Genomic DNA, 24,626 nt, shown 5'->3' on the forward strand with positions numbered 1-24,626 from the left:
CTTTCCCGCACCTGGGTCGGATGTTCAGTGGCTGTGCGAGCGTGCCGGGTCGTCGACGGTCGGGTGACCGCCCGTCCTGTGGGCGAGCCGCAGGTCCTCCAGATAGGCGCGGGAGCACATGGCGCTGAGGACCGCGATGCCGCCGCGGTGCACGCGGACCTCGCTGTCGGTTGCGACACCGGCCAGACGGATCCGACGGGCGCCGGCGAGGGCCGGTTCGTCGGCGGTCCGGACCTGTGCGTCCTTGACCTTGCCGCGGGCGGTCCAGTGCAGGTCCCAGTGCTCGACGACGGCGTCGTCCGGCACCAGCAACTTGACCGTGGCGCGCTGGAGTTCAAGGCGGAGCTCGATGTCGTCGGGCAGGTCCGGGGAGCGCAGGTCGAGCACGGCCAGGCCCCGGCGGGCGCGCACCTGGATGTGTCCGGCGCGGGTCCAGTTGCCCAGCCGCTTGGTCACGGTGTGGTCGGCGTGAATGCGCTCGGTGGCGGCGGTCGTCTCCGTGCTGGTGGTCATCTCCGTGGTCTCCGTCCGCTGGTGGTGCCTGCTCTTTCCCGTCGGGTTTGATAGTTGCAGTGGAACTAGTCTCGTGTCAACTAGTTTCGCGGTGGGTAGTGTGCGGACATGAGCGCCCCTCCCCGAAGCTCCCCGCTGGCCCTGACCGTGCTGGCCCTGCTGCACTTCCAGCCGCTGCACCCGTACGGAATCCAGAGGTTGATCAAGCGGTGGGGGAAGGGCCAGGTCGTCAATGTCGGCCAGCGCGCGAGCCTCTACCGGACGATCGACCGGCTGCTCGCCGCGGGCCTGGTCACGGTCCGGGAAACCGGCCGCGACCAGCAGTACCCCGAGCGGACGGTGTACGAGCCGACCGACGCGGGGCGCTCGGCCATGCGCGTCTGGCTCAACGAGATGCTGGCCGCACCGAAGCAGGAGTTCCCGCAGTTCCCCGCCGCGCTGTCCTTCGTCCTCCTGCTCGCCCCGGAGGAGGCCCTCGACGTGCTGGAACAGCGCGCCGCGGTCCTCGCGCGGACCGTTGACGCGCACGACAGGTCCTTGGCGGAGCAGGCGGAGGTCCACGGCCTTCCGCGGGTGACCACGCTCGAAGAGGAGTATCTGCGCGCGATGACCGCCGCAGAACTGGACTGGATCCGCGCCGTCACGGACGATCTGCGCAGCGGTCGGCTGAGCTGGACGCTCGACGAACTGACCCGTCTCGCCCAGAACACCGGGCGGCAGGCCCTGGCCGGCCAAGCGTCCTCAAAGCCGGACCGCGACTTACAGCGGCCGCGAGCCGTGCCCCACAGCGAACCCCCGGGGCATGGACCTGAGGGGTCCGTACTCCCCGGAAGGCTCCCCCGTCTCGAAGGCTCCCCCCGTCTCGAAGGTTCCCCCCGCCTCAAGGGTTCCCCGTCTCCGCCAGGTCGGCGGGGGTCGTCGAAGTGGCCGTCGGTGATGGCAGGGGGCCGGGCGTGAACGCGCTTCACCGGAGGCCGCTGCTCCGGCAAAGTCGATGCGGGATGCCCCGACGATCGCTATGACCGGTTGGACGGGGACCGGCCAACCGCACCAGTGGCGAAGAACCTTGGACACGCGTTCCGCCTCTGCCGCGGCGATGCGTGGGTGGTCAGTGCTCCGGTCGTGGCGGCGAGGAAGGAAGGGAAGGAATCGTTGAACGCGGGGTCGCGCGAGGGGACTTCGGCTCGGGGGGCGAGGTGGGTGGAGCCGGGCAGGCGCGGCCCGTGGCATCCAGGTCGTTCGTACGGTGGCGCGCTCCACTTGGAAGCCAGGGGGCAAGCCCGCTCCACTGACCCCAACCGGCCGATTTGTCCAGAGCTATGGGCAGAGAACGCGACCATGCCCTGGTACGAGCCGCAGCGGGACTTCCGCGCGTGACAGGCTGCGTGTTCCGGGAGTCCTTGGGCAGCTGCTGTGCTTCACCGCTGCCTGGGGGAGCTTGCGGCGCGGACAACGTGGGCTCCTGGCCGCTGCGGCGCGTTGGCCGGGGCGCCGAAATAGCGGGCGGCCAGGGCGTTCCGGCCCAGGTCCTCGACCATCGTGAAGCCGATATCCCCGAGATCCGCCGCCAGTTGGTCGGCCTCGAAGTGGCTCAGCCACGGTTCTCCCAGAGCAGCGACACGGGCCGCACTGACGTCATGTGCGGCGCGCTGGTCGGGCGGCAGGGTGCTCGGCGGGTCGCTGTAGTCGAACACGATCTCGGCACCGCCGGGCAGTGCCGCCACGGAACGGAGGGTCGCGAACACGTTCTCCCGCGTGAGGTACGGGACCACGCCGAGCCAGCTGAAGAAGGACGGGCGGTGCGGATCGAACCCCGCGGCCCGCAAACCATCGGTGAGAGTCCGCTGTGTGAAGTCCACCGGCACGAACGTCAGCGACGGCGGCGGGTCGATCCCGGCAGCCGCCAGCCGTTCGCGCTTCCACGCCTGGGTCGACGGATGATCCACCTCGAACACGGTCAGGCCCACGGTGCTGTGTGGATTGCGGCAGGCGAAGGTGTCCAACCCCGCACCCAGCACGACGAATTGACGCACCCCCGCGGCAACGGCGGCGCACAGCGCGTCCTCGGCGAACCGACTGCGTACCGCGATGAACAGCCGTATCAAGCGCCGCTCCGGATGTGCGCGCGCCTCGCCCGCGATGTCGGCCGGGCTCTCACCGAGCAGGCGGATCGCCAGCGGATCGGTGAAGACACGGCCACCTTCTATGACTTGGTGGGCCGCGCGATGGACGGCCGCGGACCGAGCGGTGCGACTGGGGCTTCCGGAGCGCATGATGCTCACCTTAGCCATCCCCCATGACCGTGTCAGGAAAAGGGAGATGGGATGGTGGCCGGAGTCCAAGCGATCGCCTTTGAGCGAGTGATGCTCCTGGCAGGGGATGCCGTGATCGAGGCGGCCCACACGGTACGAGAGGCGATGGCCGCGTGCGGAGGCCAAGCCCGAGGGGCTGCCGAGGGAACGTTGGACGCGTGGAGAGAGATTCGCAGCCGACGTTCCCCGCCGATCCCCGCTACGTGACGCTGACCGGGGAGCCCGCTCCCGGCGTTGACCGGTCCGCATGTCGCCGTCCGTGAGTGTGCCGTTTGAGGGGCAACCCGCTTGGCCGGAAGTGGGGTTCCGTTGGGTGGTGTGCGGGACAGGTACCGGGGAGAGGCCGGAGTTCCGTGTGCGACGGGAGGGGATATGACCGTACGGCGGCTCAACCATGCGGTGCTGTACGTCCGCGATGTGGCGCGGTCGGTGGCGTTCTACACCGAGGCCCTCGGGCTGTCGGTGGGCTGGGAGATTCCGGGGCGGGCGGCCTTCCTTCGTGCGCCGGGGTCGCTCAACGATCACGATCTGGGGCTGTTCGCGGCGGGCTCGGACAAGCCGGGGCCGGAAAGTGGCCGGATCGGGCTGTACCACCTCGCCTGGGAGGTCGGCACGCTCGGCGACCTCGCTGCGGCCCAGGCGCGGCTGAACGCCTCGGGTGCCCTGGTCAGGACCAGCGACCACCCGGTGTCCAAGTCGCTGTACGCCGGTGGGCTTCCGTGGTGTCGGCCGGGGAGAAGCCCACCGACACGGGCCGCTTGACGTCGGCCATCAGCTTGCGGGTGGTGTCGTCGATGGCGGCGATGTGGTCGTCCTCAGCGGTCCTCAGTAGTCCAGGGAGGACAGGAAGGCGTGCAGTTCGCGGTCGAAGAGCGGGGAGTTCTCCAGATTGACCATGTGGCCGGCGGCCGGTACGCGAATCCTCCGGGCGCCGGGGACGGTGACCGCTATCGCATGGGCGTTGGCGGATATGTCGGAGGAGTCGAGGTCGCCGTCGAGGACGATCGTCGGCACCCGGATCTCGCCGAGCCGGTCGAAGGCGCCCACCTCGATGGGCAGGCCGGCGCCGACACCGTCGGCATGCACCTCGACATTGGCGGTCGCCGACGCGCGCATCCGCTCGCGGAAGCCGGGGTGCACGGCGGACGGCCCGCGGTGCGGCCCGTCCACCCACATCCGCAGGAAGTGCTCCACGTAGCGCTCCGCGCCGTCCGGTGCGCCGATCGCGGCGACCTGCTCCTTGATGTGCTCCAGGACGAACGGGTCGGTGAAGGCCCGGCCGCTGATTCCGGGGGCGGCGAGGGCGAGGGCGGTCACCCGGTCCGGGTGGGCCAGGGCGGTGTCGAGCGCGACCCGGGAGCCGTGGGAGAGGCCGACGAGGACGGCGCTCGGGACGTCGAGCGCGTCCAGGAGGGCCGCCAGGTCGTCATGGTTGGCCCAGTCGCCGGTCACGGTGGAGGAGAGGCCGTGGCCGCGGGAGTCGTAGCGGATCACGCGGAGACCGGAGTTGACCAGCCAGGCGAACTGCTCGTCCCACATGTGCTGGTCGAGCATCCCGCCGTGCAGCAGCACCACCGCGGGACCCGCGCCGGCCGTCTCGTAGAACAGCTCGCCGTCGTCGATCGGGACGGTGCCGTTGTCGATCTCGGACCAGGCGCTGAAGTCGTGGGTCATTCTCCGGGCCGTTCTGTGTGGGAGAGAGGGGCGGATGGGCGGGTGGCTGCTCGCTGTTGCGGGGTGGTAGGGGATGGTTCGGCAGTCCCTGTCGCATCCGTGTCGGTGGATTCCCTGATGTCGGGATTGCCGCTTTCCTCCGGTGGAACGCGCGAGCCGTCCGCCAAGTGCCGGAATTCCTCGCCGAGCCGGTCGAGTACGTGCAGTGCGGTGCTGACGTCCGCCGGCGACAGGTCGGCCAGCCCGCGCCGTAGTTCCGCCGCCTCGGAGTCCTGTATCCCGCGCATCACCTCCGAGCCCTCGGCGGTGAGCCGGATCAGGGACGAGCGGCGGTGCGCGGGATTCGGGGCCGTCACCACCAGGCCCAGGTCCGCCGCGTGGTTCACCCAGCGCTGCACCGGCTGCCGGTCCAGGTCCAGTGAGCGCGCCAACTGCGGCACCGTCCGGGGGCCTTGGGTGCGCAGCGCGTCGAGCAGGGCGTGCTCGCCGGCGGTCATGCCGGTGCCCCGCAGCTCGCGCTCCACGGCGCGCACGATCGTCCGGTGCAGCGGCCACAGGCGCCGGATGACCCCGTACAGCAGGTCCTCGACGGCGGTGGGCTCGGCGCCGGTGGGCTCGGCGGCGTCCGTGCGCCCCGTGCCCTCCTGTCCCGTGCCCTCCTGTCCGGTGCCCTCCCGTCCGGTGCGCCCCTGCTCGGCGCCCTCCGGATCGGCACCCGCCTGCATGGCCCCTGCCTGCTCGGCACCCGACTGCTCGGTGGTGCCCCCCTTATCGACACTCATGATGTCATGATGACACTGTTGATGTCGTTTGGGAAGGTCGTTGGCGAGGAATGGAGTTGAGGAAAGGAGTTGACGGGACGAGAGGAAGGCGGGAGGCGGATGAAGGTCGGTTTGCTGCGCGCGGTGGGGGCGGCCACGGCGGTGTACGGAGTGGCCGTCATGGCGCTGCCCGATGTGCTGGCGCGCCCCTCGGGGCTGGTGGACGCGCGCGGGCGGACCGCAGCCGCGACCCGGACCTCTCTACGGCCGGTCGGCTGGCGGGACGCGGCGAGCGGACTGGCCATGGTGCTGGCGCCCGAGGGGCCGGCGCTGCGTACGGCCGCGTGTCTGCGGATCGCGGCCGACTTCGGCGATGCCGCGCTGCTGGGCCTGACCCTGCCGGGGCGCGGGCGGCGGCGGAAGGCGGTGGCGGTGTCCGTGGGGTGGGGCGCGCTGTCGGTGCTGGGCCTGATGGCGTCCGGCGGGCGGGGGAACGGGGCGGAGTGGGACGGGGGAGGAAGGGGGAGAAGGGGGTGGTGAGGTGCTGGGGGAGGGGCGGAGGCCGGGTGCGCGGGTTATTCGCCCGCTGCCGGCGGCGCCTCGTCGGGGGTGAAGGTGACGACGAGGTCGGCGCGTTCGCGGGTGGTCGCGATCAGCCGGGCGTTGGGCTCATCCGAGGTGCGGACGAAGTGCTCGGCGTCGGTGCGCGGCCGGCCGAAGCGCTCATGGCGGGCGATGAGCCGGCGCACCCGCTCCGGGGTGTCCAGCTCCATGTACCAGACCTCGTCGAGCAGTTCGCGGACCTGGGCCCAGGGGTCGGAGTAGAGCAGGAGGTAGTTGCCTTCGGTGATGACGAGCGGGATGTGCGGGGCCACGGGGATGCTGCCGGCGATCGGCTCCTCGATGCGGCGGTCGAAGGCCGGGGCGTAGACGGGGGTGCCGGACTCCCGCGCGCGCAGGCGGGCGAGCAGCGCCGCGTATCCGGCGGGGTCGAAGGTGTCGGGTGCGCCCTTGCGATCGGTGCGCCCCAGACGGCGCAACTCCGCCTCGGCGAGGTGGAATCCGTCCATCGGTACGAGCACGGCCTGGCCTGCCAGCTCCGCCGCCAGATGCGCGGCGAGGGTGGATTTGCCGACGCCCGGCGGGCCGGTGATGCCGAGCAGGCGGCGTCGGCCGGGGGTCGCGGAGGCGGCGAGCCGGCGGGCTCGGGTCAGGAGATGCGCGGGATCCATGGTGGGTACATCGTGCCTGACGGACGGGCGGCCGGCGGAGACCGGGGGAGTTCCCGCGCTCCATCGCCCGCCCGCCCTGCTGGGCCGGCGGTGGTGTGCCGTGCCGTGTGCCGTGCCGTATGCCGCGCCGGTTCGTTGCGGTGGCCGGGGCCGGGGCCGGGGCCGGGGCCGGGGCCGGGGCCGGGGCCGGGGCCGGGGCCGGGGCCGGGGCCGGGGCCGGGGCCGGGGCCGGGGTGGTCGTCCTGCACGGCGACCGGCCCGGCTTCCGGCAGGCCGGCCACGAAGGGGGCCCGCCGCCGCGCGCCGGGGTTCGGTGCCAACGGGCGGGAGCCTGCACGGTGTTGAGCAGGCGTGCGGCACGCCGTGCGGCCGGCAGGGCGCCGATCTCGGGGACGGCCGGTGCGCGGCCGGTGCCTGCCCGGCGCGGCGGTCAGTCCGCCGCGCCCAGCCGCCACAGCGACGTGACCTCGGCGGCGCGGGCCACGTGCAGCGGGTCGGAGGTGTCGCGGGCGCGCGGGTGCCGCGGTGTGATGTCGAGCCGGCCGAGGACGGTGAGACCGGACGCGGTGAACGCGTCGAGGAGTTCGTCGTGCGGACGCAGGCCGAGGTGTTCGGCCAGGTCGGAGAGGATCAACCAGCCCTCGCCGCCCGGTGCCAGATGCTCCGCGAGGCCGCTCAGGAATCCGTGCAGCATCCGGTTGCCCGGGTCGTAGACCGCGCGCTCCACGGGGGAGGTCGGTTTGGCGGGCACCCAGGGGGGATTGCAGACGACCAGCGGGGCGCGGCCGGCCGGGAAGAGATCGGCCTCGACCACCTCCACCCGGTCCGCGACGCCCAGCCGTTCGGTGTTCTCGCGGGCGCAGGCCAGCGCGCGCGGATCCTGGTCGGTGGCCACGATCCGGCGCACCCCGCGCCGCGCCAGCACCGCCGCCAGTACGCCGGTGCCGGTACCGATGTCGAACGCCAGGTCCTGGCTCGGCAGCGGCGTCTCGGCGACCAGGTCGACGTATTCGCCGCGGGCCGGGGAGAACACGCCGTAGTGCGGATGGATCCGGTCGCCGCCGAGGGCCGGGATCTCGACGCCCTTCCGGCGCCATTCGTTGGCGCCGATGAGGCCTAGGAGTTCGCGGAGCGAGACCAGCGAGGCGGTCCCGGCGGTCCCGGCGGGCGCGGACGCAGCGGCTGGCTCGGGCGGGCCGTATGCCCTGGCGCACGCCTCGCGGACGTCCGGCGCGCGGTGCAGCGGGACGGCGAGGTCCGCGTCCAGGGGGACCAGCAGCATGCCCAGGATGCGGGCGCGCTGGTTCTGCGCGGCGCGGTGCAGGTGGAACGCCTGGGTGGGGTCGGCGGGCGGCGCCTTGCGGGGGCGGCGGTCGACCCTGCGGGCCATCGCGGTCAGCAACTGGCGGGCGTTGTGGAAGTCGCCGCGCCAGAGGAGCGCGGTGCCCTCGCAGGCGAGTCGGTACGCCTCGTCGGCTCTGGTCCGGTCGTCCGCGATGACGATCCTGCGGGGTGGCGGGGCGCCGTTCTCGGAACGCCAACGGGCGGAACGGGCCTCGTCGGCCTCGGTCCATTCGACGACCGGTGGTTGGTTCACCGAAGTGTGCCTCGCGTTAGTGGTTCGAACCCCCGCATCCCGGGCCGCTGCGGCGCGGCGCCGCGCCCGCCCGGAGGGGCGGCGGGAGCGGGGTGGTGACGATCGACTCTACTCCGTGCCGGGTCGCCGCCCGTGGGTCAGTGGGCGGTGGCCCGCCGTTCCGGCCGCCGCATGAGGAACGCGGCCACCGATCCGGCGACGAAGAGGGCGAAGACGGAGAGCGCGGCGCTGACCCAGGAGGTGCCGAGCCAGTGCCCGCCGAAGTAGCCGAGGCTCACGCTGTACGCGGCCCAGGCGAGCCCGGCCAGCGCCGACCAGGGGAGGAACTCGCGGACCGTGCGGTGCGCGACACCGGCGCCCAGGCTGACCACGGAGCGCCCGGCGGGTGCGAAGCGGGCCAGTACGACGATGCCGCCGCCGCCCCGCGTGAGCGCCGCACCGAGCCGCTCCTGGGCCGCGGCCAGACGGCGGGAGCGGCCGATGGCGCGGTCGAAGCGGTCGCCGCCGCGCCAGGCCAGCCGGTAGGCGACCATGTCGCCGAGCACCGAGGCGGTGGCCGCGCAGAGCACCAGCGAGAGCATCTCGGCGAGGTGGTTCTCGCCGTGGACGGACGTGGCGACGTCGGTGGCGGTGCCGGTGCCGGCGGCCGTGGTGGCGGCGGTGATCACCAGGACCCCGCTGGGCAGGATCGGTACGAAGACATCGAGGACGACCGAGAGACCGACGATCACATACACCCAGGGGGTGCCGCTGAGGGACCCCAGGCTTTCCACCAACGCATCGCTCCCGGTCCGGACCCCGCCGCGACGTCGCTTGGGGCGGCAGGGGCGGCACTACAGCCATACAGCGTACGCCCGGCCCCGGCTGCCGAGCGGCCCGGGGCGGAGTGTGTCCCTCCCGGGGCCACCGGGATGTCGGGGCCGGGCGCGGGTCGCGGGCGCGGGCGCGTCAGGCGGCGCTCGGCTCGCGCTCGGCGGCGGGCGCCGGCGCCGCGTCCGACGCGCCGAAGAAGACGCGGTCGAGCGCCCAGGCGCCGGGGCCGGTGAAGAAGATCAGCAGGAAGGCCCAGCTGAACATCGCGGCCGCCTCGCCGCCGTTCTGTATCGGCCACAGCGCGTGGCCCGCGTGCATCGTGAAGTAGGCGTAGGCCATCGAGCCGGAGCTGATGAAAGCCGCCGGGCGGGTGCCCAGGCCGGTCATCACGAGGACGCCGCCGGCGAGTTGGATGACCGCGGCGTACCAGCCGGGCCAGCTGCCCGCCGGGACGGTCGAGCCGTTGCCCATCGCTCCGCCCATGATGCCGAAGAGCGAGGACGCGCCGTGGCAGGCGAAGAGCAGACCGACGACGACGCGGAAGAGCGCGAGGGCGTGCGGGGTCGCCTTGTCGGTGAAGGAGGTGAGGGGAGCGGACATGGGGGTGACTCCTACGGTTTTGTGGGGACGAGGTAACCGCTGGAGTGGAAGGTTAGGCCCGCCTTACTGTTGCTTGCAAGTTCAACATCTTCTCTTTTGGGGAACTATTGGTCTGAACCAAAGCGGCCCATGGGGGTGGCGGAGACGATCGACGAGGCGGACGCGACGGGAGCGGTGGCCGGGACGGAAGGGGCCGGAGGGGCCGGCGGTCGCGGGCGCGGCGGCCGGGCGGCCGAGGCGCGCAGCGCCGCCCGGGCCACCGCGTCCGTGTCCGCCAGGGTGACCGATCCCACCCCGGGGCGCGCTCCGGCGGCCGTCACCCAGTGCACGCCCTCCGTCGGCACCCCGACCGCGAACCGCCGCGGATGGCGCCGCCCGTCCGCCTCGACGAGGTGGTACGGGCTCGGCGACACGTCCAGCCCGCCGGTCTCGTAGCCGTCCGCGGTGTGCGGCCGGCAGCCGCCGTCGGCCAGCAGCCGGGTCAGCAGAGCGTCCCCGGTGCGCCGCAGATCCGGCTCCGGGAGCCGGGCCTCTATCAGGGCCGTCGCCGTGATCCGCGAACCCGGGACGTCCGGGGACGAGGCCGTGAACCCGGGCGCCTCCTCCCCGGTGCCGACGCGGACCTCCATACGGGGGCCGACGACCTCCAGCACCCCCGCCTCGATGAGCGCCGCCATCTCCTCTATGCGGCGGCGCGGCGGCCCGATGGACAGGAAGGCGTTCAGCGGGGTGTACCAGCGGTCCAGGTGGTCGCGGCGGGACGTGCCCGCCAGCCCGCCGTGGTCGACGATCTGCCGCAGCTCGTTGCGCAGATCCCGCAGCACGTCCAGGGCGGCCTTCACCGGGCCCGACACGTTGTCCTGCCGGGCGTGTGCCACATCCGCCCGCAGATGGTCCAGCAGCCAGCCGCGGAAGTCGGCCCGGCCGGCGAACGGGCGGTCGGCGTGCGGGCGGGACACGCGGTCCCAGTCCCAGCGTTCGGCGGGCGCGACACCGAACTCGTCGAGGGCGGCGGCCTCTTGGGGGCTGCCGTGCGCGCTGCCCAGGAAGCGCTCCCGGAAGGCGTCCGGGGAGCCGTCCGGGGAGCGGCGTGCCAGCAGCGCCCCGTAGTAGACCGCCTCCACTTCCTTGGCCACCAGCGGCCAGACCTCGGTGAGGAAGTCCGGCAGATCCCCGGAGTCGGCCCGCTTGCGGAAGGCCGCGATGACGTCCGGGGTGAGCAGCAGCGGCAGATGGCGGCCGTGCGCGCCCTTCGCGTTGTCGCCGCGCGCGTGGTACGGGATGCCCCGCCGGGAACCCGCGTGCAGCAGCGGCTCGCGGCCGGACGGCAGATACCGCACGGAGCCGTCCGCGCCGGGTACGAACCGGCCGCCGCGCCCCGTCGTCAACAGCGCCATGTGATCGAAGAAGTTCAGGCCGAGCCCGCGCAGCAGCACCGGGCGGCCCGGGGGCAGCGCCGCCAACTCCTCGGTGAGATCGGCGGGGTTGGCGGGCGGCAGATACGGCAGGCCGTGCCCGGCGGCGTAGTCGGCGAAGCGCCGCTGCTCCGCATCCGGGACGGTTTCCAGATGGCCCTGCGCCAGCACGACCGAGCCCAGGCCCGGCAGCGTCCGGCCGTCGTCGAGGGCCAGCGACTGCGTGCCGTCGGGGGCCTCGGTCAGCCGCACCGCGCGGGCCCGGTGCACGGCCACGGTCACGTTCCGGGGCGCGGTCCGCACCGTGTGCCGGAACACCCACTCCAGATAGCGGCCGTAGAGCGCCCGCCCCGGATAGTCGTCCGGCCCGACGTCGCACCCCTTCCAGGCGTACAGGCTCGGCCCGTTGCGGATCGGCCCCGCGCACTCGACGCTGTCGTCGGTGAACAGCGTGACCTGCGACGCGACGGTGTTCATCAGCAGCTCGGACGGCTGGGCGGTACGCCACACCCGGCCCGCACCGGGCGGTGCGGGGTCGATGACATGGACGGTCAGTTGGACGCCCGGGGCCAGTTCGGGGGCCGAGGCGCAGATCCGCTCCAGGACACTCGTCCCGCGCGGCCCCGCCCCGACGATGGCGATGGACGGGCGGGCGGGGCGGTCGGCGGGGCGGTCGGCAGCCAAGAGCGGCTCTCCCAGGGGGGTGGACGGCGTACGCGGGGGAGCGCGCGGCCATCGGGGGGTGGACGGCAAGCGTAGGTGCGCCCCATCATCACCGCCCGAGGCGCCCGCACGGCACCCCGAGAGGCAAAAGATTCCGCCGATTTCGCAGGTGGGCGGCGGTTCGGCCGGCGGCCGACGGGCGGCGAACCACACGCATCAACGCGTACGCCGGCAACCCGCACACGAGCGGAGAACCGGACGATTCCGGTTCAAGAGGTCCATTGCGTCGTCCGTCGACCGGCGTCTGTCGACCGGCGTTCGTCGACCGGCGTCCGGCGTTCGTCGACCGGCGCTCCCGGCCGGCGGGCGCCCGGCGTCGTCTCAGCAGCCGTTGAGGAACTTCTGCAACTCTGCTTTCTCCGCCGGATCCTTGTCGGCCTCGGGCCGGTACCAGGACCGCGGTCGGACCCGCGGCGGTCGTGACGTGGCGCGACGTGACGTGACGTGACGTGACGTGGCGCGACGTGGCGCGACGTGACGCGCGTAATGCTTCGACGTCGGAACGCCCTTGGCCTGGAGTGGAGTTGACGTGCGGTGGGTACCGGAGAGCAAGCTGGAGACATGGGCGCGTCGGATCAACGAGGTCCTCATGAGGTCCTGACGAAGTTCGCGGGGAACGCCCGGGAAGCCACCGGGCCGGGGGGACGCCTTACCCGCGGCACGCCATACCTGCGCCGGAACTCCGGTGCGCGTGCCCGGCCCACCCGTCCGCCTACAGTGAGCGCGTGCTCCTGTCGGTCAACGCCACCCTCGGGGTCGTCCTCGTCGTCCTGCTGGTCGCCGCCGTGGCCGTCGCCGCGGTGGCCCGTCTCGGCCACGCCCGGGCCATCGCCCTCGCCGGCCTGCGCGCGGCGGCCCAACTCGCCGCCGTCTCCTACCTCATCGGCTGGGTCGTCGGCGCCCTTCCCTGGCTGCTGTGCTTCCTCGTCCTGATGTTCGCGGTGGCGGTCCGTACGGCCGGCCGCCGCATCACCCGGAACCACACCTGGTGGTGGGCCGCCGTGCCGATCGCCGCCGGGGTCCTGCCGGTCGTCGCCCTGCTGCTGCTCACCGGCCTGGTACCGCCGCGCGGCCTCAGCCTGATCCCGGTCACCGGCATCCTCATCGGCGGGGCGCTGACCGCGACCGTACTGGGAGGGCGCCGGGCGCTGGACGAGCTGGAACTACGGCGCGGGGAGTTCGAGGCGGGGCTGGCGCTGGGGCTGCTGGACCGGGACGCGCGCATGGAGGTGGCCCGCCCGGCCGCGTCGGACGCACTGCTTCCGGGGCTCGACCAGACCAGGACGGTGGGCTTGGTCACACTCCCCGGCGCCTTCGTGGGCATGCTGCTGGGCGGCGCCTCGCCCGTACAGGCAGGCGCGGTGCAGCTGTTCGTCCTGGTCGCGCTGCTGGCCGTGCAGGCGTCGTCGTGCGCGGTGGTGCTGGAGCTGGTGGCACGCGGGCGGATCCACCGCGTACCCTTGCCGGCAGCAGGAGGGGAGTAGCTCTTCGCCGGGATTGTCGACATACTGCTCAGCTCGTCTGAGCCGGCGCCCGGAGGCGCGGTAGGTATCGCAGTGCGACGCGGTACGTATCCCTACGCGCCAGCGAGACCTTCGGCCGCAGTGTTCGACGCTGCCGTGCCGAAGCGACCCCACTTCCCGGGCCCTTTGATGCGGCCCGACCGATCGAGGTATCCCACCCCGTGTTCAGCCTTACCGTCGCCGCCATCGTCTTCGGCGTCATCTTCCTCGCCGAACTGCCCGACAAGACCGCCCTGGCGAGCCTGATGCTCGGTACCCGCTACCGCGCCTCGTACGTCTTCGCGGGCGTCGCCGCCGCCTTCCTGGTGCATGTCGTCCTCGCCATCGCGGCGGGCAGCGTGCTGACCCTCCTCCCGCACCGCATCGTCCAGGGCGTGGTCGGGGTGCTGTTCCTGGCGGGCGCGGCCGTGCTGCTGTTCCGCAAGGACGACGACGAGGAGGACGTGGTCAAGCCCGCCGACCAGGGCTTCTGGAAGGTGTCGGGGGCGGGCTTCATGATGATCCTGGTCGCCGAGTTCGGCGACCTGACCCAGATCATGACCGCCAACCTCGCCGCCCGCTACAACGACCCGGTCTCCGTGGGCATCGGCGCCGTCCTCGGCCTGTGGGCCGTGGCGGGGCTGGGCATCCTGGGCGGACGGACGCTGATGAAGCGGGTGCCGCTGCGGCTGATCACCAAGATCGCCGCCGCGCTGATGCTCGTGCTCGCCGGCTTCAGCCTGTACGAGGCGGCCGCGGGCTGAGGGGCGGCGGTACGCGACCTGGTACCGCGACTAGTGCGTGACGTGGACGGCGATCGCGCCGTCCGGCAGGGCCTCGATACGGATCTGGGTGAGGTCGCGGACCTGGGCGGTGGGGGCGTGGGCGGCGGCGCGGTCGCCCACGCCGACGACTCGCATTCCCGCGGCCCGGCCCGCGGCGATGCCCGCCTCGGAGTCCTCGAAGACCAGGCAGTCCGCGGGCGCGAAGCCCAGCTCGGCAGCGCCCTTGAGGAACCCTTCCGGGTCGGGCTTGCTGGCGCTCACGCTCTCCGCGGTGATCCGTACGGTCGGCATGGGCAGCCCCGCGGCCTGCATCCGGGCGTCGGACAGGGCGATATCTGCGGAGGTCACCAGGGCGTGCGGCAGTCCGGCGAGGGCGGCCATGAAAGCGGGCGCGCCCGGTACCGGCACCACGCCCTCGGTGTCGGAGGTCTCCTGGGCCAGCATCCGGCGGTTGTCCGCCATGTTGAGCTCCATCGGGCGGTCCGGCAGCAGCGCGGCCATCGTCGCCCAGCCCTGGCGCCCGTGAACGACCTGGAGGACGTCGTCCGCCGGGAGCCCCTGTTCGGCCGCCCAGCGCCGCCAGCAGCGCTCCACGACTGCCTCGGAGTTCACGATCGTGCTGTCCATGTCCAGCAGCAGGGCGCGGGCTATGAGCGTGGTGGTGGCCGTCATCGGCGGGCTCCTGGGCGCTGTCGCTGGCGGGACGGTGAACGGTGCGGAGAACACAAGCGGTCCCGCCCGCCGGTCAGGGAATGCGGGCGGAACCACTTTGTTCCTACACGATACAAAGCGGCATGGGGGGCCGACAAGCCACCCCGGTCCAGGACGGCCATGAGGTCCGTCACGGCGCCCGGGTGCGCGATTCGAGGGATGCCCGGGTCGGCGCCCCGTAGACCCCGTCCGGGTCGCCGTGCACCCCGTAGGTCTGCTGGTAGCGCGCTACGGCGCTCCGTACCGCCGTGCCGTACTGGCCGTCGGCCGGACCCGCGTAGAGCGCCAGTTGCCGCAGCCGCTCCTGGAGGTCGGCGACCTGCGGGCCGGTGGAGCCCTCGCGGAGCACGATCGGGCCGGTGGGCGGGGCGCTGGCGGAGCTGTCGCCGGGGCTGTCCGTCACGCTGCCGGATGCCCGTACGGGGGCCTGGGGGCCTGGTGCCGGCGCGGTCTCGCGGGGTGTCACGGTGGTCGCCGGGGCTGTGCTGCGTGGGGTGGTCGAGGCGGGGGCGGAGTGGTGGGCGTTCGGCGTGGGGGAGGCGTCGCCGTCGTCGGTCGGGAGGGACGCGGTGGGGGCGACGGCGCCGCCGTCGGGCGGGGCCGCCCGGTCCCGCCCGATGCCCGGCAGCACGTCGGTACCGACCAGGATCGCGGTGGCGGCCACCGCGGCTCCCGTGACGGCCAGAACGGCGGGGAGCGCCCGCCGACGGCGTCCGGAGGGGGCGGCCGTGTGCGGCGCGGGCGGTTCGGGGGGCGGGGACGAGGTGAAGGTGCGGGAGGTCGGGCCGGCGCCGCGGTGCGCCAGGGAGGGCGGTGCCCCGGAATCCGGGGGTCCGGGAGGTGGCGGCAGGGGAGCGGGGGCGGCCGGTGCCACCCCGGGTAAGCCGTCCAGGCCGTCCAGGTGCAGGCCCAGGACGTCCAGGCTGTCGCGCCCGCCGCCTCCGCGACTCTCGCCGTCCCCGTACGCGGCGCCCGCGGCCTCGTCCTCTTCCGGGTCGCCGCCCTCGCCGTCCGGTAAGGACACGTAGGGCCGGATCCGCAGCGGGTCGAAGTCCGCCGCCTCGGCTGCCGCGCACAGGCAGGTGGGACGGCCGTCGCTGCGTTCGGGGGCTAAGCAGTGCGGGCAGGCCGATGCCGTCACGGGGGGTCCCCTCTCTCTGGAGGCTCGCGCCGGCAGCCGATTATTCAGAGCCCGCACGCGTCCGCGCAGGCGCTCCACGACATCCGCAGGGTGTACCCCGGGTGTCTTCAAGGTGAATGCCGATACCCAGGGCCTCTCGGCGGGCCATATCCCGGGTAACCGCCCAGGATGGGAGAAAGGCCGACGGGTGTTCCCATACGGGCAGCGACGCCCATGGACGTCGGACGCCCATGGGCGTCCCGGAATCGCTCCGACGGCCGGAAGGCAGCCGAGCCCCACGGCCGTAGCGGAGCCGGAGAGGCACAGAGCAGAGGAAGCAGGGAGCAGGGAGCAGAAGAAGCCCAAGCCCAGAGCCCGAAGGCCAAGGGACGAGAGGGAGACGCTCATGGCGCAGGACACCGGCGCTCCTGCCGCTGCCGGCGAGGGACGGTCCCGGCGGGCGGTCCTCGTCGCGATCGGCGCGCTGTTGCTCGGCTTGCTCATCGCGGCGCTCGACCAGACCATCGTCGCCACCGCGCTGCCCACGATCGTCAGCGATCTCGGCGGGCTCAACCACCTCTCCTGGGTGGTGACCGCCTATCTGCTGGCGTCGACGGCCGCGACGCCCCTGTGGGGCAAGCTCGGTGACCAGTACGGGCGCAAGAAGCTGTTCCAGACCGCCATCGTGATCTTCCTGGTCGGCTCGGTGCTGTGCGGGATCGCCCAGAACATGGGGCAGCTCATCGGCTTCCGCGCGCTCCAGGGCCTGGGCGGTGGCGGTCTGATCGTGCTGTCGATGGCGATCGTCGGGGACATCGTCCCGCCCCGCGAACGCGGCAGGTACCAGGGCCTGTTCGGCGCCGTGTTCGGAGGCAGCAGCGTCCTGGGGCCGCTGCTCGGCGGGCTGTTCGTGGACCATCTCAGCTGGCGCTGGGTGTTCTACATCAACGTTCCCATCGGGGTGATCGCGCTCGCCGTCATCGCCGCCGTGCTGCAGATACCGGTACGCCGCACTCCGCACCGCATCGACTACCTCGGCACCGCCCTGATCGCGGCGGTCGCCGCCTGCCTGGTCCTGATGACCTCGCTCGGCGGCGTCACCTACCCCTGGGGCTCGTGGCGGATCGTGGGGCTCGGCGTGCTCGGTGTCGTCCTGCTGGGGGTGTTCGTCCTCGTGGAGCGGCGGGCCGCGGAACCCGTCCTGCCGCTGCGGCTGTTCCGGATGCGGACGTTCACACTGACCGCGATCATCGGCTTCGTCATCGGCTTCGCGATGTTCGGATCGATGACGTATCTGCCGACGTTCCTCCAGGTCGTGCACCGGGTCTCCCCGACCATGTCCGGTGTGCACATGCTGCCGATGGTGCTCGGCATGCTGATCTCCTCGACCGCCTCCGGGCAGATCGTGTCCCGTACGGGTCGCTACAAGGTCTTCCCGATCGCGGGCACCGCCGTGGTCACCCTCGGACTGCTCCTGCTGCACCAGCTCGACCCGTCCAGCGGCGTCGCCCTGACGAGCACCTACTTCTTCGTCTTCGGCTTCGGGCTCGGCCTGGTCATGCAGGTGCTGGTCCTCATCGTGCAGAACGCGGTCCCCTACCAGGACCTGGGGGTCGCCACCTCAGGAGCGACGTTCTTCCGCTCCATCGGTGCCTCGTTCGGCGTCTCCATCTTCGGCACGATCTTCACCAACCAACTCGGCCCGCGGATCGCCGACGCCCTCGCCGGAGCGCAACTCCCGCCCGGCATCACGGCGTCGAAGATCGCCCAGGACCCGCGGGCCGTCGCGCAGCTGCCGCCCGCCCAGGCCGCCGGCGTCCTCAACGCCTACTCCCTCTCCATCACCGACGTCTTCGTCTACGCCGTCCCGGTCGTCCTCGTCGCGTTCGCCCTGGCCTGGTTCCTCCGGGAGGAGCCGCTCCGCAGCAGCGTCACCGCACCCGACACCACCGAAGTGCTCTGCTCCAACCCCGTCGAGCGGTCGTCCCACGAGGAGGTCGCCCGCGCACTGTCCAAACTCGGCAGCATGGAGGGCCGCAAGGACATCTACGAGAAGATCACCGCACGGGCCGGCCTGGACCTCAAACCGGCGGCCAGCTGGATGCTGTTGCGCATCTACCGCTACGGCTCGGTCGAACCGGCGCTCCTCGCGGACCGCGCCAGCGTGCCGCTCGGGGTGGTGGCCGAGGGGGCACGACAGGTCGAGGAACGCGGCCTGGCGCAGCGCGAGGGGCTGACGCTGCTCCTCACCGACCGCGGCCGGGAGGTCGCGGACCGGCTCTCCGAGGCCCGCCAGCAGTCGCTGGCGGAGATGCTGGGCGACTGGTGGACCAGGGACCGGCCCACCGACCTCACCGAACTCGTCCGGGAGCTGTCGGCGGAGTTGTGCGGCTCGGACGCCGAGGAACCGACCAACGGGGACGCCCGCCAGCCGGTCTCGCGCACGGCCCAGCGCACGCCCCGACCACCGGACATGGCGAAGTGACTCGACCGGCAGACCGGGAGGCGCTCCCGAAGGCGCGCCGCCGAGTCAGGACGCCTCCTCCCCACCCGTCCCCCTCTCCGCCTCTCCCCCTCTCCCCGTCCCCCCGGCCCTCCGTTCCCCCGGCCCTCCATCCCCCCAACTACCCTTCCACCAGCCGCTTCTCGAAGAAGATCTCCGCGTGGACGTCGTCGTGATACGGGTCGATCTCCACGAAACCGTGCCGCCTGTAGAGCGCGACGGCCTCCGTCAGGTCGAGCCGGGTGTCCAGCCGGAGCCGTTCGGCACCCATCCGCAGCGCGGCGGACCCGGCGGCGCGCAGCAGCCCTCCCGCGGCGCCCCTACCGCGCTGGGTGGGCCGTACGAACATCTGCTTGAGCTCGGCGGTACGCGCGTCCAGCAGCCGGGTGCCCACGCATCCGGCCACCTCATCGCCGTGCCGGGCCACCAGCAGCACGCCGTTGGGCGGCACCAGATCGGCGCTGGGGTACTCCGCCAGCCCTTTCTCGATCTCCTCGGGCGTCGAGTGGCGCCCCTCGTGGAGCGCGAAGTAGCGGTCGGCGACCTCGGTGTAGTACTCGCGCAGCAGCGCCCGCGCCACCGGCGAACCGACCGGCTCTGCGGAGACCGCCCAGGGGCGGGGGAGAGGGGTGGCGACGGCGTCGGTCATGCCGACATTGTGACGAGAGCGGCGACGCCGGACGCAAGGGATTTCGTACGGGAACGGCCGTACCCCGCGGCGGAGTGAAGGCCGAGAGACGGGGCGATCGGCCGCGCTGGCAAGCCGTTCCAGTGGGCTGTCGAGAAAAATTCCGGTGAGGCGCACGTGCCGTTGGTCGAATGGCCGAATGGTCGAATGGCTGAAGTGGCGGCCAGCCACGCACTCGAAGCCCTGACGCGATAGCCGTTCGTCAACACAAGGCCGGCCGCCTGTGTTGCCAGGCGGCCGGTTGTTGTTGGCGGAATGAGCGCGGCCGAGTGCGCCCCCGCTTTCAGGAGTTCTTGGGGGCGGCGTGCTGAACGACCTCGAAGGACCACAGCGTCGAATCGGTGGCGGCGGGCTTGGGCCGCTCGGCACCCTGCCCCTGGGCGCCCTGGTGGGCCGCCTTCATGGGTCCCTCCATCCACGCCTGGAAGGACTCCTCGTCACGCCACCGCGTGTACACCAGATAGCTGTCGGTGCCTTCGACCGGGCGGAGGAGTTCGAACCACTCGAAGCCGTCCGAGCTCTCCACCGCGTGCGCGCGGGACGCGAAGCGCTTCTCAAGGGTTTCCCGCTGTTCAGCGGGGACGGTCAGCACGTTGATCTTCACGATGCTCATGCACCCCATCGTGCCCCATGGGCCGCACGGGAGGCCGGTCAGGGCCGTCCGGCTCGCGGGGCAGCCGGCTCGTGGGGCGTCCGTCCGTTGCGGGGCCTGCGATGTCAGCGGAGGGGTGGGGGGATCCGTACCGGGGCTGGTGGGGTGGCGCGGTCGCGGGTGCGGTGGGCGAGGGTCAGGGCGGTTGCCGCGGTCAGGAGGAGGAGTACCCCGCCGACCGTGGGGATCCAGAGGGGGATGCCGCCGACCTCCATGGGGGAGTAGGCGTAGGTCACCCGCTGGTACGGCGTGTCCGCGGTGGTGCGGCGGAACTCGTGGTCGCCGCTGATGCGTTGGGGTTGCGGGAAGCTCTGGTCGAGGGCGGTGAGGAAGGCCGGGCCGGTGCCGCTGAAGTCGCGGACGGCGCCGCGTGGCCGGATCCGTCCTGCGTACAAGACCTTGGGTGCGGCTCCTCCGATGGTGCTGCGCGGCTCCATCCGGTGTGGTGCGAGGAGGTAGAGGCTCAGGGACTGGGGTGTCCGGGCGAGGCGGGAGAGCCGCATGGGGTAGACGAGGCGCTCGCTGGGGAAGGAGAGCCGCAGCGGATCGAGGGTGCCGGTGAGGTAGCCGTGCCGTTCGGCGGGGGCCAGCCGGATCGCCACGTACTCCCAGCGTTGGGTCACGTACGGACGGAGTTCCGTGGCGAGCGCCGGGGGAAGCTGAAAGCCATTGGTTTTCAGCCAGTTGCGCAGGGCGTCGGGGTCGGTGGCGGTCAGCCGGGCGACGTCGAAGGGGCCCAGGCGCTCACGGCCGACCACACCGACGCCCTGTGCCCTGGCGCCGGGGGCCGGGGCCGTGGCGCCGCCGAAGCCCGACGCGAAGGGCCAGTCGCCGCTGCGCGGCCAGAAGTAGCTGCGGTGTTCGGTGACCGGTTCGGTGAGCCGGCCGAGTTCGGTGAGGAGTGCGGGATCGCCGAGCCGCACGGTGGCGCGGTGCGGTACGGGCATGATCCAGGCGGCGTCCGGGGCGGTGCCGTCGACGGTCAGACTCATCGTGATCTGCTCGGCCGTGCCGTCCCAGCGGACCGCGGACGTCTCGTGGTGCACGGCCATGGTGGCGTTCGGACCGTGCACCATCGCCCCGCAACCGCAGGCGTACGCGGGCCGGGCGAGCCAGCCGAGTTGCACGGCCAGCAGGACCAGCACGATGCAGAGCGCGCGCCGCCGGCCGCCGGTGGCGCGCTCCGTGCCCCCGGCGCGCATTCCGGCGCCCGCCCCTGCGCCGGTTGTGGCGCCTGCCGCCATGCCCATGGTGGCCCCCGTTCCCCGTGAACCGATCCCCGCGATCGGCAGCGTCACAGACGGGTGGTGCGGTGTCCTTGGTTCCCCCAGGGGGCAGGGGCCGTGGCTGGGGTGTCGTCGGCGGGTCGTTCGCCCGGCGGGGGCCGCCGGGCGGTCGGGTGGCTCAGCGGCCCGTCGTGGCCCCTGCGAGTTCGCGTGCTTCCTGTTCCGTCTCCACGGCCGGCGGGGAGCCCGGGAGGGGCTTGCCGGCGCTCTCGGACATCAGGAGGACGGCGATGCCGCCGATGACGGCCGCGGCCATCATGTAGTAGGCGGGCATCATCTTGTTGCCGGTCGCGCCGATCAGGGCGGTGACCACCAGCGGCGTCGTGCCGCCGAAGAGCGACACCGAGATGTTGAAGCCGATCGACAGGGAGCCGTAGCGCACCTTGGTCGGGAAGAGCGCGGGCAGCGCGGACGGCATCGACGAGGTGAAGCACACGAGGAGCAGGCCCAGCGCGGCCATGCCCAGTGCGATGGCGGCCAGCGAGCCCTGGCGGATCAGCAGCAGCGCCGGAATGGACAGCACCAGGAAGCCCAGGCAGCCGGCCGCGATGACCGGGCGGCGGCCGAAGCGGTCGGACAGCTTGCCCGCGAACGGCTGGACGACCATCATCACGACCATCACGCCGAGCACGACCAGCAGCCCGTGCGTCTCGTCGTACTTCAGCTCCGAGGTCAGGTAGCTCGGCATGTACGACAGCAGCATGTAGTCGGTGACGTTGAAGACCAGGACCAGGCCGACGCACAGCAGCATCGCCCGCCACTGGCCGAAGACCATCTCGCGGATGCCGATCCGCTTCTCGGCCGCGCGGCGCTCCTTCTCCTTGGCGTGCGCCTCCTTCTCCAACTGGGCGAAGGCCGGGGTCTCTTCGAGCCGCATCCGCAGGTACAGGCCGATGATGCCCATCGGGCCCGCGATCAGGAACGGGATGCGCCAGCCCCAGGAGTTGAGGTCCTCGGTGGACAGCAGCGCGGTCATCAGCGTGACCAGGCCGGCGCCGCCCACGTAACCGGCGAGGGTGCCGAACTCCAGCCAGCTGCCCAGGAATCCGCGCTTCTTGTCGGGTGCGTACTCGGCGATGAAGGTGGAGGCGCCGCCGTACTCACCGCCGGTGGAGAAGCCCTGCACCAGGCGGGCGACGAGCAGCAGGATGGGCGCGCCGACCCCGATCGTGGCGTACGACGGGATCAGGCCGATGGCGAAGGTGCCGACGGCCATCATGATCATGGTGATCGCGAGGACCTTCTGGCGGCCGATGCGGTCGCCGAGCGGCCCGAAGACCATGCCGCCGATGGGGCGCACCAGGAATGCCGCCGCGAACGCTCCGAACGTCGACAGCAACTGCGCGGTCGGGTTCCCGGACGGGAAGAAGACGTGCCCGAGGGTGACCGCGATGTAGCTGTAGACGCCGAAGTCGAACCACTCCATCGCGTTACCGAGAGCTGCCGCGGACACCGCGCGCTTGACCATCGCGGGGTCGACGACGGTGACCTCGTCCGGTGTCGGCCGCTGTGTGGACGCCGAGCGCGGCTCGGCGGCGTTCAGCGGGCCGCCGGCCTTCGTATCGGACCCGGATGCGATGGGGGACTGCGTCGGCACGTGTTCGCTCGCCTGCGCTCTCTTGGACGACTACATGGCACTGCCCGCCATGGCGTGACGGGCAAAGGTCGACCATAGGGGCAGAACGGGTTATTACGGACAGTAGGCGGATGACCGCACAGTCGCTCGTCTACCCGCTCCTTGCAGGGCAAACATGGTTCCGGCGATCTTTTTCGGGGACTATCGGCTGTGATCCATCTCGCGGGGATCGACCGCAACCGATGGCGGATTGTGGCCCGCGTCATAGGCCGCAGGGGCGGTTCGGCGGGCGGCCCCTCGGTCCGGCGGGCGGCCCTCACGGCTTCCGGTTCCTGCGATGCGGGCGCACGGAAACGGCGCGGCGGTGCCGGGCACCACCGCGCCGAAGGATCGTCGCGTCCCTCAAGGATCCGCCATGCGGCGGTGCCCCGCCACTCGGGCGTCCCCGCCGCGGGTCCCGGACGGTTCGGCGGGCGGCCGGTGTCACGCGTCCACGACACATAGCGTCACGGCGTCCACGCCTCGTACGGTCACGGCATCCACGCCTCGTACGACATCACCTCACCCGCCGTGATCCGGAAGTCCGGCAGGTCCTTGGTGAAGGTGATCTCGGTACCCAGGAGTTGGCCGGTGCGTGGGTCGAGGATCACCATCTGGCGGGTGGCGTTCATGCCGCCGTCCGGGCCGTCGTGGACATACGCCTGGCCGCGCCGGCCCAGCCGGTCGGTCACCGCGCCGGCCGGCCGCAGGCCCCCGGCGTCGGCCAGCATCCGGTCGATCGCGGCCGTCTCACGCGGTCCCGGTGTCCACTCCTGGCGGAACGAGGAGAGGGCGAGGAGGAGTTGGGGGGTGGCGTCGGCGGTGCCCTCGGGGGTGCCCTCGGAGTCGCCGCCTCGTCCGTAGAGGGACGCCAGCTGTGTGCGCAGTGCCGCGGGGTCGGTGGGCGGCTTCGTCCGGGCGGCGAGGCCGCGCGGCCGGTCGCCGGAGCCGGGCGGATACGTCGTGCGGTGCAGGACCCTGCCGTCGCCGACGGTCGTCCAGCGGCCGTCGTCGTCGTGGATCACCGGGCGTCCGGGGTACCGCGGGTCGGTGGCCACGACCAGCTCCGAGCCGCTGCCGTCGGCGTTCCAGCGGGTGATGCGCTCCTCCGGCACGGTGACCGGGGGCGCGGCGTCCGGGCCGGTCCGCATGCTCAGGTACCAGCTCTGCAGATGGCTGCCGCGCCGCGGCCCGTCCGCGGGGCCGGCCGTCCGCGCCCTGGCCTCCGCCCTGCGGGCCAGTTCGGCCAGCGGGACGGGCGCGGCACCGGCGTGCGGGACGAGGGCGGAGGGGGCCGCGGCGGCCGGGCTGCTGCCGGCGTCGGAGAGGGTGAAGGCGAGGACGCCGACCAGGGCGAGCACGGCGGCCTCGGCGCGCAGGACGAGGCGGCGGCGGGCGCGCCGGGTGCGGGCGCTGTGCAGCAGGCGGTTGAGGCCGCGCTCGGCGGCGGCGTCCAACGGGCGGTCCCGCCAGGGGCCTTCGCCGGCCGGTACCGGATTGGCCGCGCGCAGCAGCTCCAGTTCGTCACTCACGGGCGTCGCCTCCTGCTCGTACGGACACGGTCGTCCGCGTACGGTCGATCTCCGCGCGAAGGCGGCGCCGGGCCCGGTGCAGCCGCATCGCGGCGGCGCTCCGGCCGCAGCCGAGGGCGACCGCCAGCTCCTCGACGGTCAGTTCCTCCCAGGTGGTCAGCCGGAGCACCTCGCGGTCCGCGGCGGAGAGGCGGGCCAGCGCCTCGTGGACCCAGGAGCCGGGCCGCTCGGTGTCCGGGCTGTCCACGGTCTGCCGGCCGTGCGCCGCCTCGTGGTTGCCCAGCCGGTGCAGCAGCCGCCGGTACCGGCCGAGCCCGCGCACCGTGTTGGCCAGGCAGTTGCGGGCCACCCCGTACAGCCAGGGCAGCGGTGCGTCGGGGAGATCGGTGCGTCTTCGCCACGCTATGGAGAAGACCTCCGCCACCACCTCCTCGACCTCGTGTGCCGGGGCGTCCAGCCGCCGCGCCACGAAGCGGCTGACCGCCCAGTAGTGCGCGCGATATGCCTCGGCGAAGGCGTCGTCCGTGCTCATGAACCCTTGGTGTCCGGCATACCGCCGATCGTCACACCCTCCCCGGGTGAGACTTCACAC

General features: G+C 72.6%; 22 protein-coding genes and 1 pseudogene. 6 read left to right on the forward strand and 17 right to left on the reverse strand.

Annotated elements, in window-relative coordinates; genetic code table 11:
- Positions 1–24 precede the first annotated feature (24 nt).
- Positions 25–513 (reverse strand): hypothetical protein, encoded by a 489-nt coding sequence (locus GR130_RS07535; protein ID WP_159503981.1) that lies wholly within the window; start codon positions 511–513, stop codon positions 25–27.
- Positions 514–621: 108 nt separating this feature from the next.
- On the opposite strand from GR130_RS07535, the gene GR130_RS07540 reads away from it, so the two are divergent.
- A complete protein-coding gene (locus GR130_RS07540) occupies positions 622–1,470 on the forward strand; it encodes a PadR family transcriptional regulator (protein WP_159503982.1) in 849 nt (282 codons plus the stop codon).
- 461 nt (positions 1,471–1,931) lie between these two features.
- On the opposite strand, the gene GR130_RS07545 is transcribed toward GR130_RS07540, so the two are convergent.
- Positions 1,932–2,951, reverse strand: coding sequence for a class I SAM-dependent methyltransferase (locus GR130_RS07545; RefSeq protein ID WP_236572911.1), 1,020 nt, complete (start codon positions 2,949–2,951; stop codon positions 1,932–1,934).
- Between the two features lie 246 nt (positions 2,952–3,197).
- On the opposite strand from GR130_RS07545, the pseudogene GR130_RS07550 reads away from it, so the two are divergent.
- Positions 3,198–3,533: pseudogene (locus tag GR130_RS07550) on the forward strand (VOC family protein); the annotation flags it as partial.
- Between the two features lie 117 nt (positions 3,534–3,650).
- On the opposite strand, the gene GR130_RS07555 reads toward GR130_RS07550, so the two are convergent.
- Both GR130_RS07555 and GR130_RS07560 read right to left on the reverse strand, forming a co-directional pair.
- The gene (locus tag GR130_RS07555; protein WP_159503984.1) at positions 3,651–4,499 is read right to left on the reverse strand and encodes an alpha/beta fold hydrolase; all 849 of its coding nucleotides are present in this window, start codon (positions 4,497–4,499) and stop codon (positions 3,651–3,653) included.
- Complete coding sequence (locus GR130_RS07560; protein WP_236572914.1) at positions 4,496–5,281, reverse strand: MarR family winged helix-turn-helix transcriptional regulator; 786 nt, start codon at positions 5,279–5,281, stop codon at positions 4,496–4,498. The genes GR130_RS07555 and GR130_RS07560 overlap by 4 nt, the downstream gene beginning before the upstream one ends.
- A 99-nt stretch (positions 5,282–5,380) precedes the next feature.
- On the opposite strand from GR130_RS07560, the gene GR130_RS07565 reads away from it, so the two are divergent.
- A complete protein-coding gene (locus GR130_RS07565) occupies positions 5,381–5,800 on the forward strand; it encodes a hypothetical protein (RefSeq protein ID WP_159503985.1) in 420 nt (139 codons plus the stop codon).
- 35 nt (positions 5,801–5,835) lie between these two features.
- Here the strand turns inward: GR130_RS07565 and GR130_RS07570 are convergent, their stop codons facing one another.
- The 5 genes from GR130_RS07570 to GR130_RS07595 all read right to left on the reverse strand — a co-directional run bounded on the left by GR130_RS07570 (position 5,836) and on the right by GR130_RS07595 (position 11,601).
- On the reverse strand, positions 5,836–6,492 hold the full coding sequence (locus GR130_RS07570; protein ID WP_159503986.1) for a nucleoside/nucleotide kinase family protein: 657 nt from the start codon (positions 6,490–6,492) through the stop codon (positions 5,836–5,838).
- Between the two features lie 430 nt (positions 6,493–6,922).
- Positions 6,923–8,089: a methyltransferase gene (locus GR130_RS07580; protein ID WP_159503988.1), complete on the reverse strand. Its 1,167-nt coding sequence runs from the start codon at positions 8,087–8,089 to the stop codon at positions 6,923–6,925.
- Positions 8,090–8,226: 137 nt separating this feature from the next.
- Positions 8,227–8,865 carry a DedA family protein gene (locus tag GR130_RS07585; protein ID WP_159503989.1) on the reverse strand — a complete coding sequence of 213 codons (639 nt, stop codon included), beginning with the start codon at positions 8,863–8,865 and terminating at the stop codon, positions 8,227–8,229.
- Between the two features lie 172 nt (positions 8,866–9,037).
- Positions 9,038–9,502, reverse strand: coding sequence for a DoxX family protein (locus GR130_RS07590; protein WP_159503990.1), 465 nt, complete (start codon positions 9,500–9,502; stop codon positions 9,038–9,040).
- Between the two features lie 104 nt (positions 9,503–9,606).
- Positions 9,607–11,601, reverse strand: coding sequence for an FAD/NAD(P)-binding protein (locus GR130_RS07595; RefSeq protein WP_159503991.1), 1,995 nt, complete (start codon positions 11,599–11,601; stop codon positions 9,607–9,609).
- Between the two features lie 764 nt (positions 11,602–12,365).
- Here GR130_RS07595 and GR130_RS07600 point away from each other — a divergent pair.
- Together GR130_RS07600 and GR130_RS07605 are read left to right on the forward strand one after the other, a co-directional pair.
- Positions 12,366–13,124, forward strand: a complete 759-nt coding sequence (locus tag GR130_RS07600; RefSeq protein ID WP_159503992.1) for an ABC transporter permease — start codon at positions 12,366–12,368, stop codon at positions 13,122–13,124.
- A 200-nt stretch (positions 13,125–13,324) separates the two neighbouring features.
- Positions 13,325–13,906 carry a TMEM165/GDT1 family protein gene (locus tag GR130_RS07605; RefSeq protein WP_159503993.1) on the forward strand — a complete coding sequence of 194 codons (582 nt, stop codon included), beginning with the start codon at positions 13,325–13,327 and terminating at the stop codon, positions 13,904–13,906.
- A 30-nt stretch (positions 13,907–13,936) separates the two neighbouring features.
- Here the strand turns inward: GR130_RS07605 and GR130_RS07610 are convergent, their stop codons facing one another.
- Both GR130_RS07610 and GR130_RS07615 read right to left on the reverse strand, forming a co-directional pair.
- Complete coding sequence (locus GR130_RS07610; RefSeq protein WP_159503994.1) at positions 13,937–14,599, reverse strand: HAD-IA family hydrolase; 663 nt, start codon at positions 14,597–14,599, stop codon at positions 13,937–13,939.
- Between the two features lie 169 nt (positions 14,600–14,768).
- Complete coding sequence (locus GR130_RS07615) at positions 14,769–15,779, reverse strand: peptidoglycan-binding domain-containing protein (protein WP_236572916.1); 1,011 nt, start codon at positions 15,777–15,779, stop codon at positions 14,769–14,771.
- A gap of 385 nt (positions 15,780–16,164) precedes the next feature.
- Here GR130_RS07615 and GR130_RS07620 point away from each other — a divergent pair, with 385 nt between their 5' ends.
- The gene (locus tag GR130_RS07620; RefSeq protein ID WP_159503996.1) at positions 16,165–18,243 is read left to right on the forward strand and encodes an MFS transporter; all 2,079 of its coding nucleotides are present in this window, start codon (positions 16,165–16,167) and stop codon (positions 18,241–18,243) included.
- A gap of 139 nt (positions 18,244–18,382) precedes the next feature.
- Here GR130_RS07620 and GR130_RS07625 read toward each other — a convergent pair whose 3' ends face one another.
- The 6 genes from GR130_RS07625 to GR130_RS07650 form a co-directional block, all read right to left on the reverse strand.
- Complete coding sequence (locus GR130_RS07625) at positions 18,383–18,910, reverse strand: GNAT family N-acetyltransferase (protein WP_159503997.1); 528 nt, start codon at positions 18,908–18,910, stop codon at positions 18,383–18,385.
- A gap of 322 nt (positions 18,911–19,232) precedes the next feature.
- Positions 19,233–19,562 carry an antibiotic biosynthesis monooxygenase family protein gene (locus GR130_RS07630; RefSeq protein WP_159503998.1) on the reverse strand — a complete coding sequence of 110 codons (330 nt, stop codon included), beginning with the start codon at positions 19,560–19,562 and terminating at the stop codon, positions 19,233–19,235.
- Between the two features lie 104 nt (positions 19,563–19,666).
- The gene (locus GR130_RS07635; protein WP_236573924.1) at positions 19,667–20,803 is read right to left on the reverse strand and encodes a DUF2330 domain-containing protein; all 1,137 of its coding nucleotides are present in this window, start codon (positions 20,801–20,803) and stop codon (positions 19,667–19,669) included.
- A gap of 202 nt (positions 20,804–21,005) precedes the next feature.
- The gene (gene proP, locus GR130_RS07640) at positions 21,006–22,430 is read right to left on the reverse strand and encodes a glycine betaine/L-proline transporter ProP (RefSeq protein WP_236573925.1); all 1,425 of its coding nucleotides are present in this window, start codon (positions 22,428–22,430) and stop codon (positions 21,006–21,008) included.
- Positions 22,431–22,993: 563 nt separating this feature from the next.
- Positions 22,994–24,034 carry a CU044_5270 family protein gene (locus tag GR130_RS07645; RefSeq protein WP_159504000.1) on the reverse strand — a complete coding sequence of 347 codons (1,041 nt, stop codon included), beginning with the start codon at positions 24,032–24,034 and terminating at the stop codon, positions 22,994–22,996.
- The gene (locus GR130_RS07650) at positions 24,027–24,566 is read right to left on the reverse strand and encodes an RNA polymerase sigma factor (protein ID WP_159504001.1); all 540 of its coding nucleotides are present in this window, start codon (positions 24,564–24,566) and stop codon (positions 24,027–24,029) included. Before GR130_RS07650 ends, GR130_RS07645 begins: the two co-directional genes overlap by 8 nt.
- Positions 24,567–24,626 lie beyond the last annotated feature (60 nt).

The organism is Streptomyces sp. GS7, from assembly GCF_009834125.1.
Taxonomy (GTDB): Bacteria; Actinomycetota; Actinomycetes; order Streptomycetales; family Streptomycetaceae; genus Streptomyces.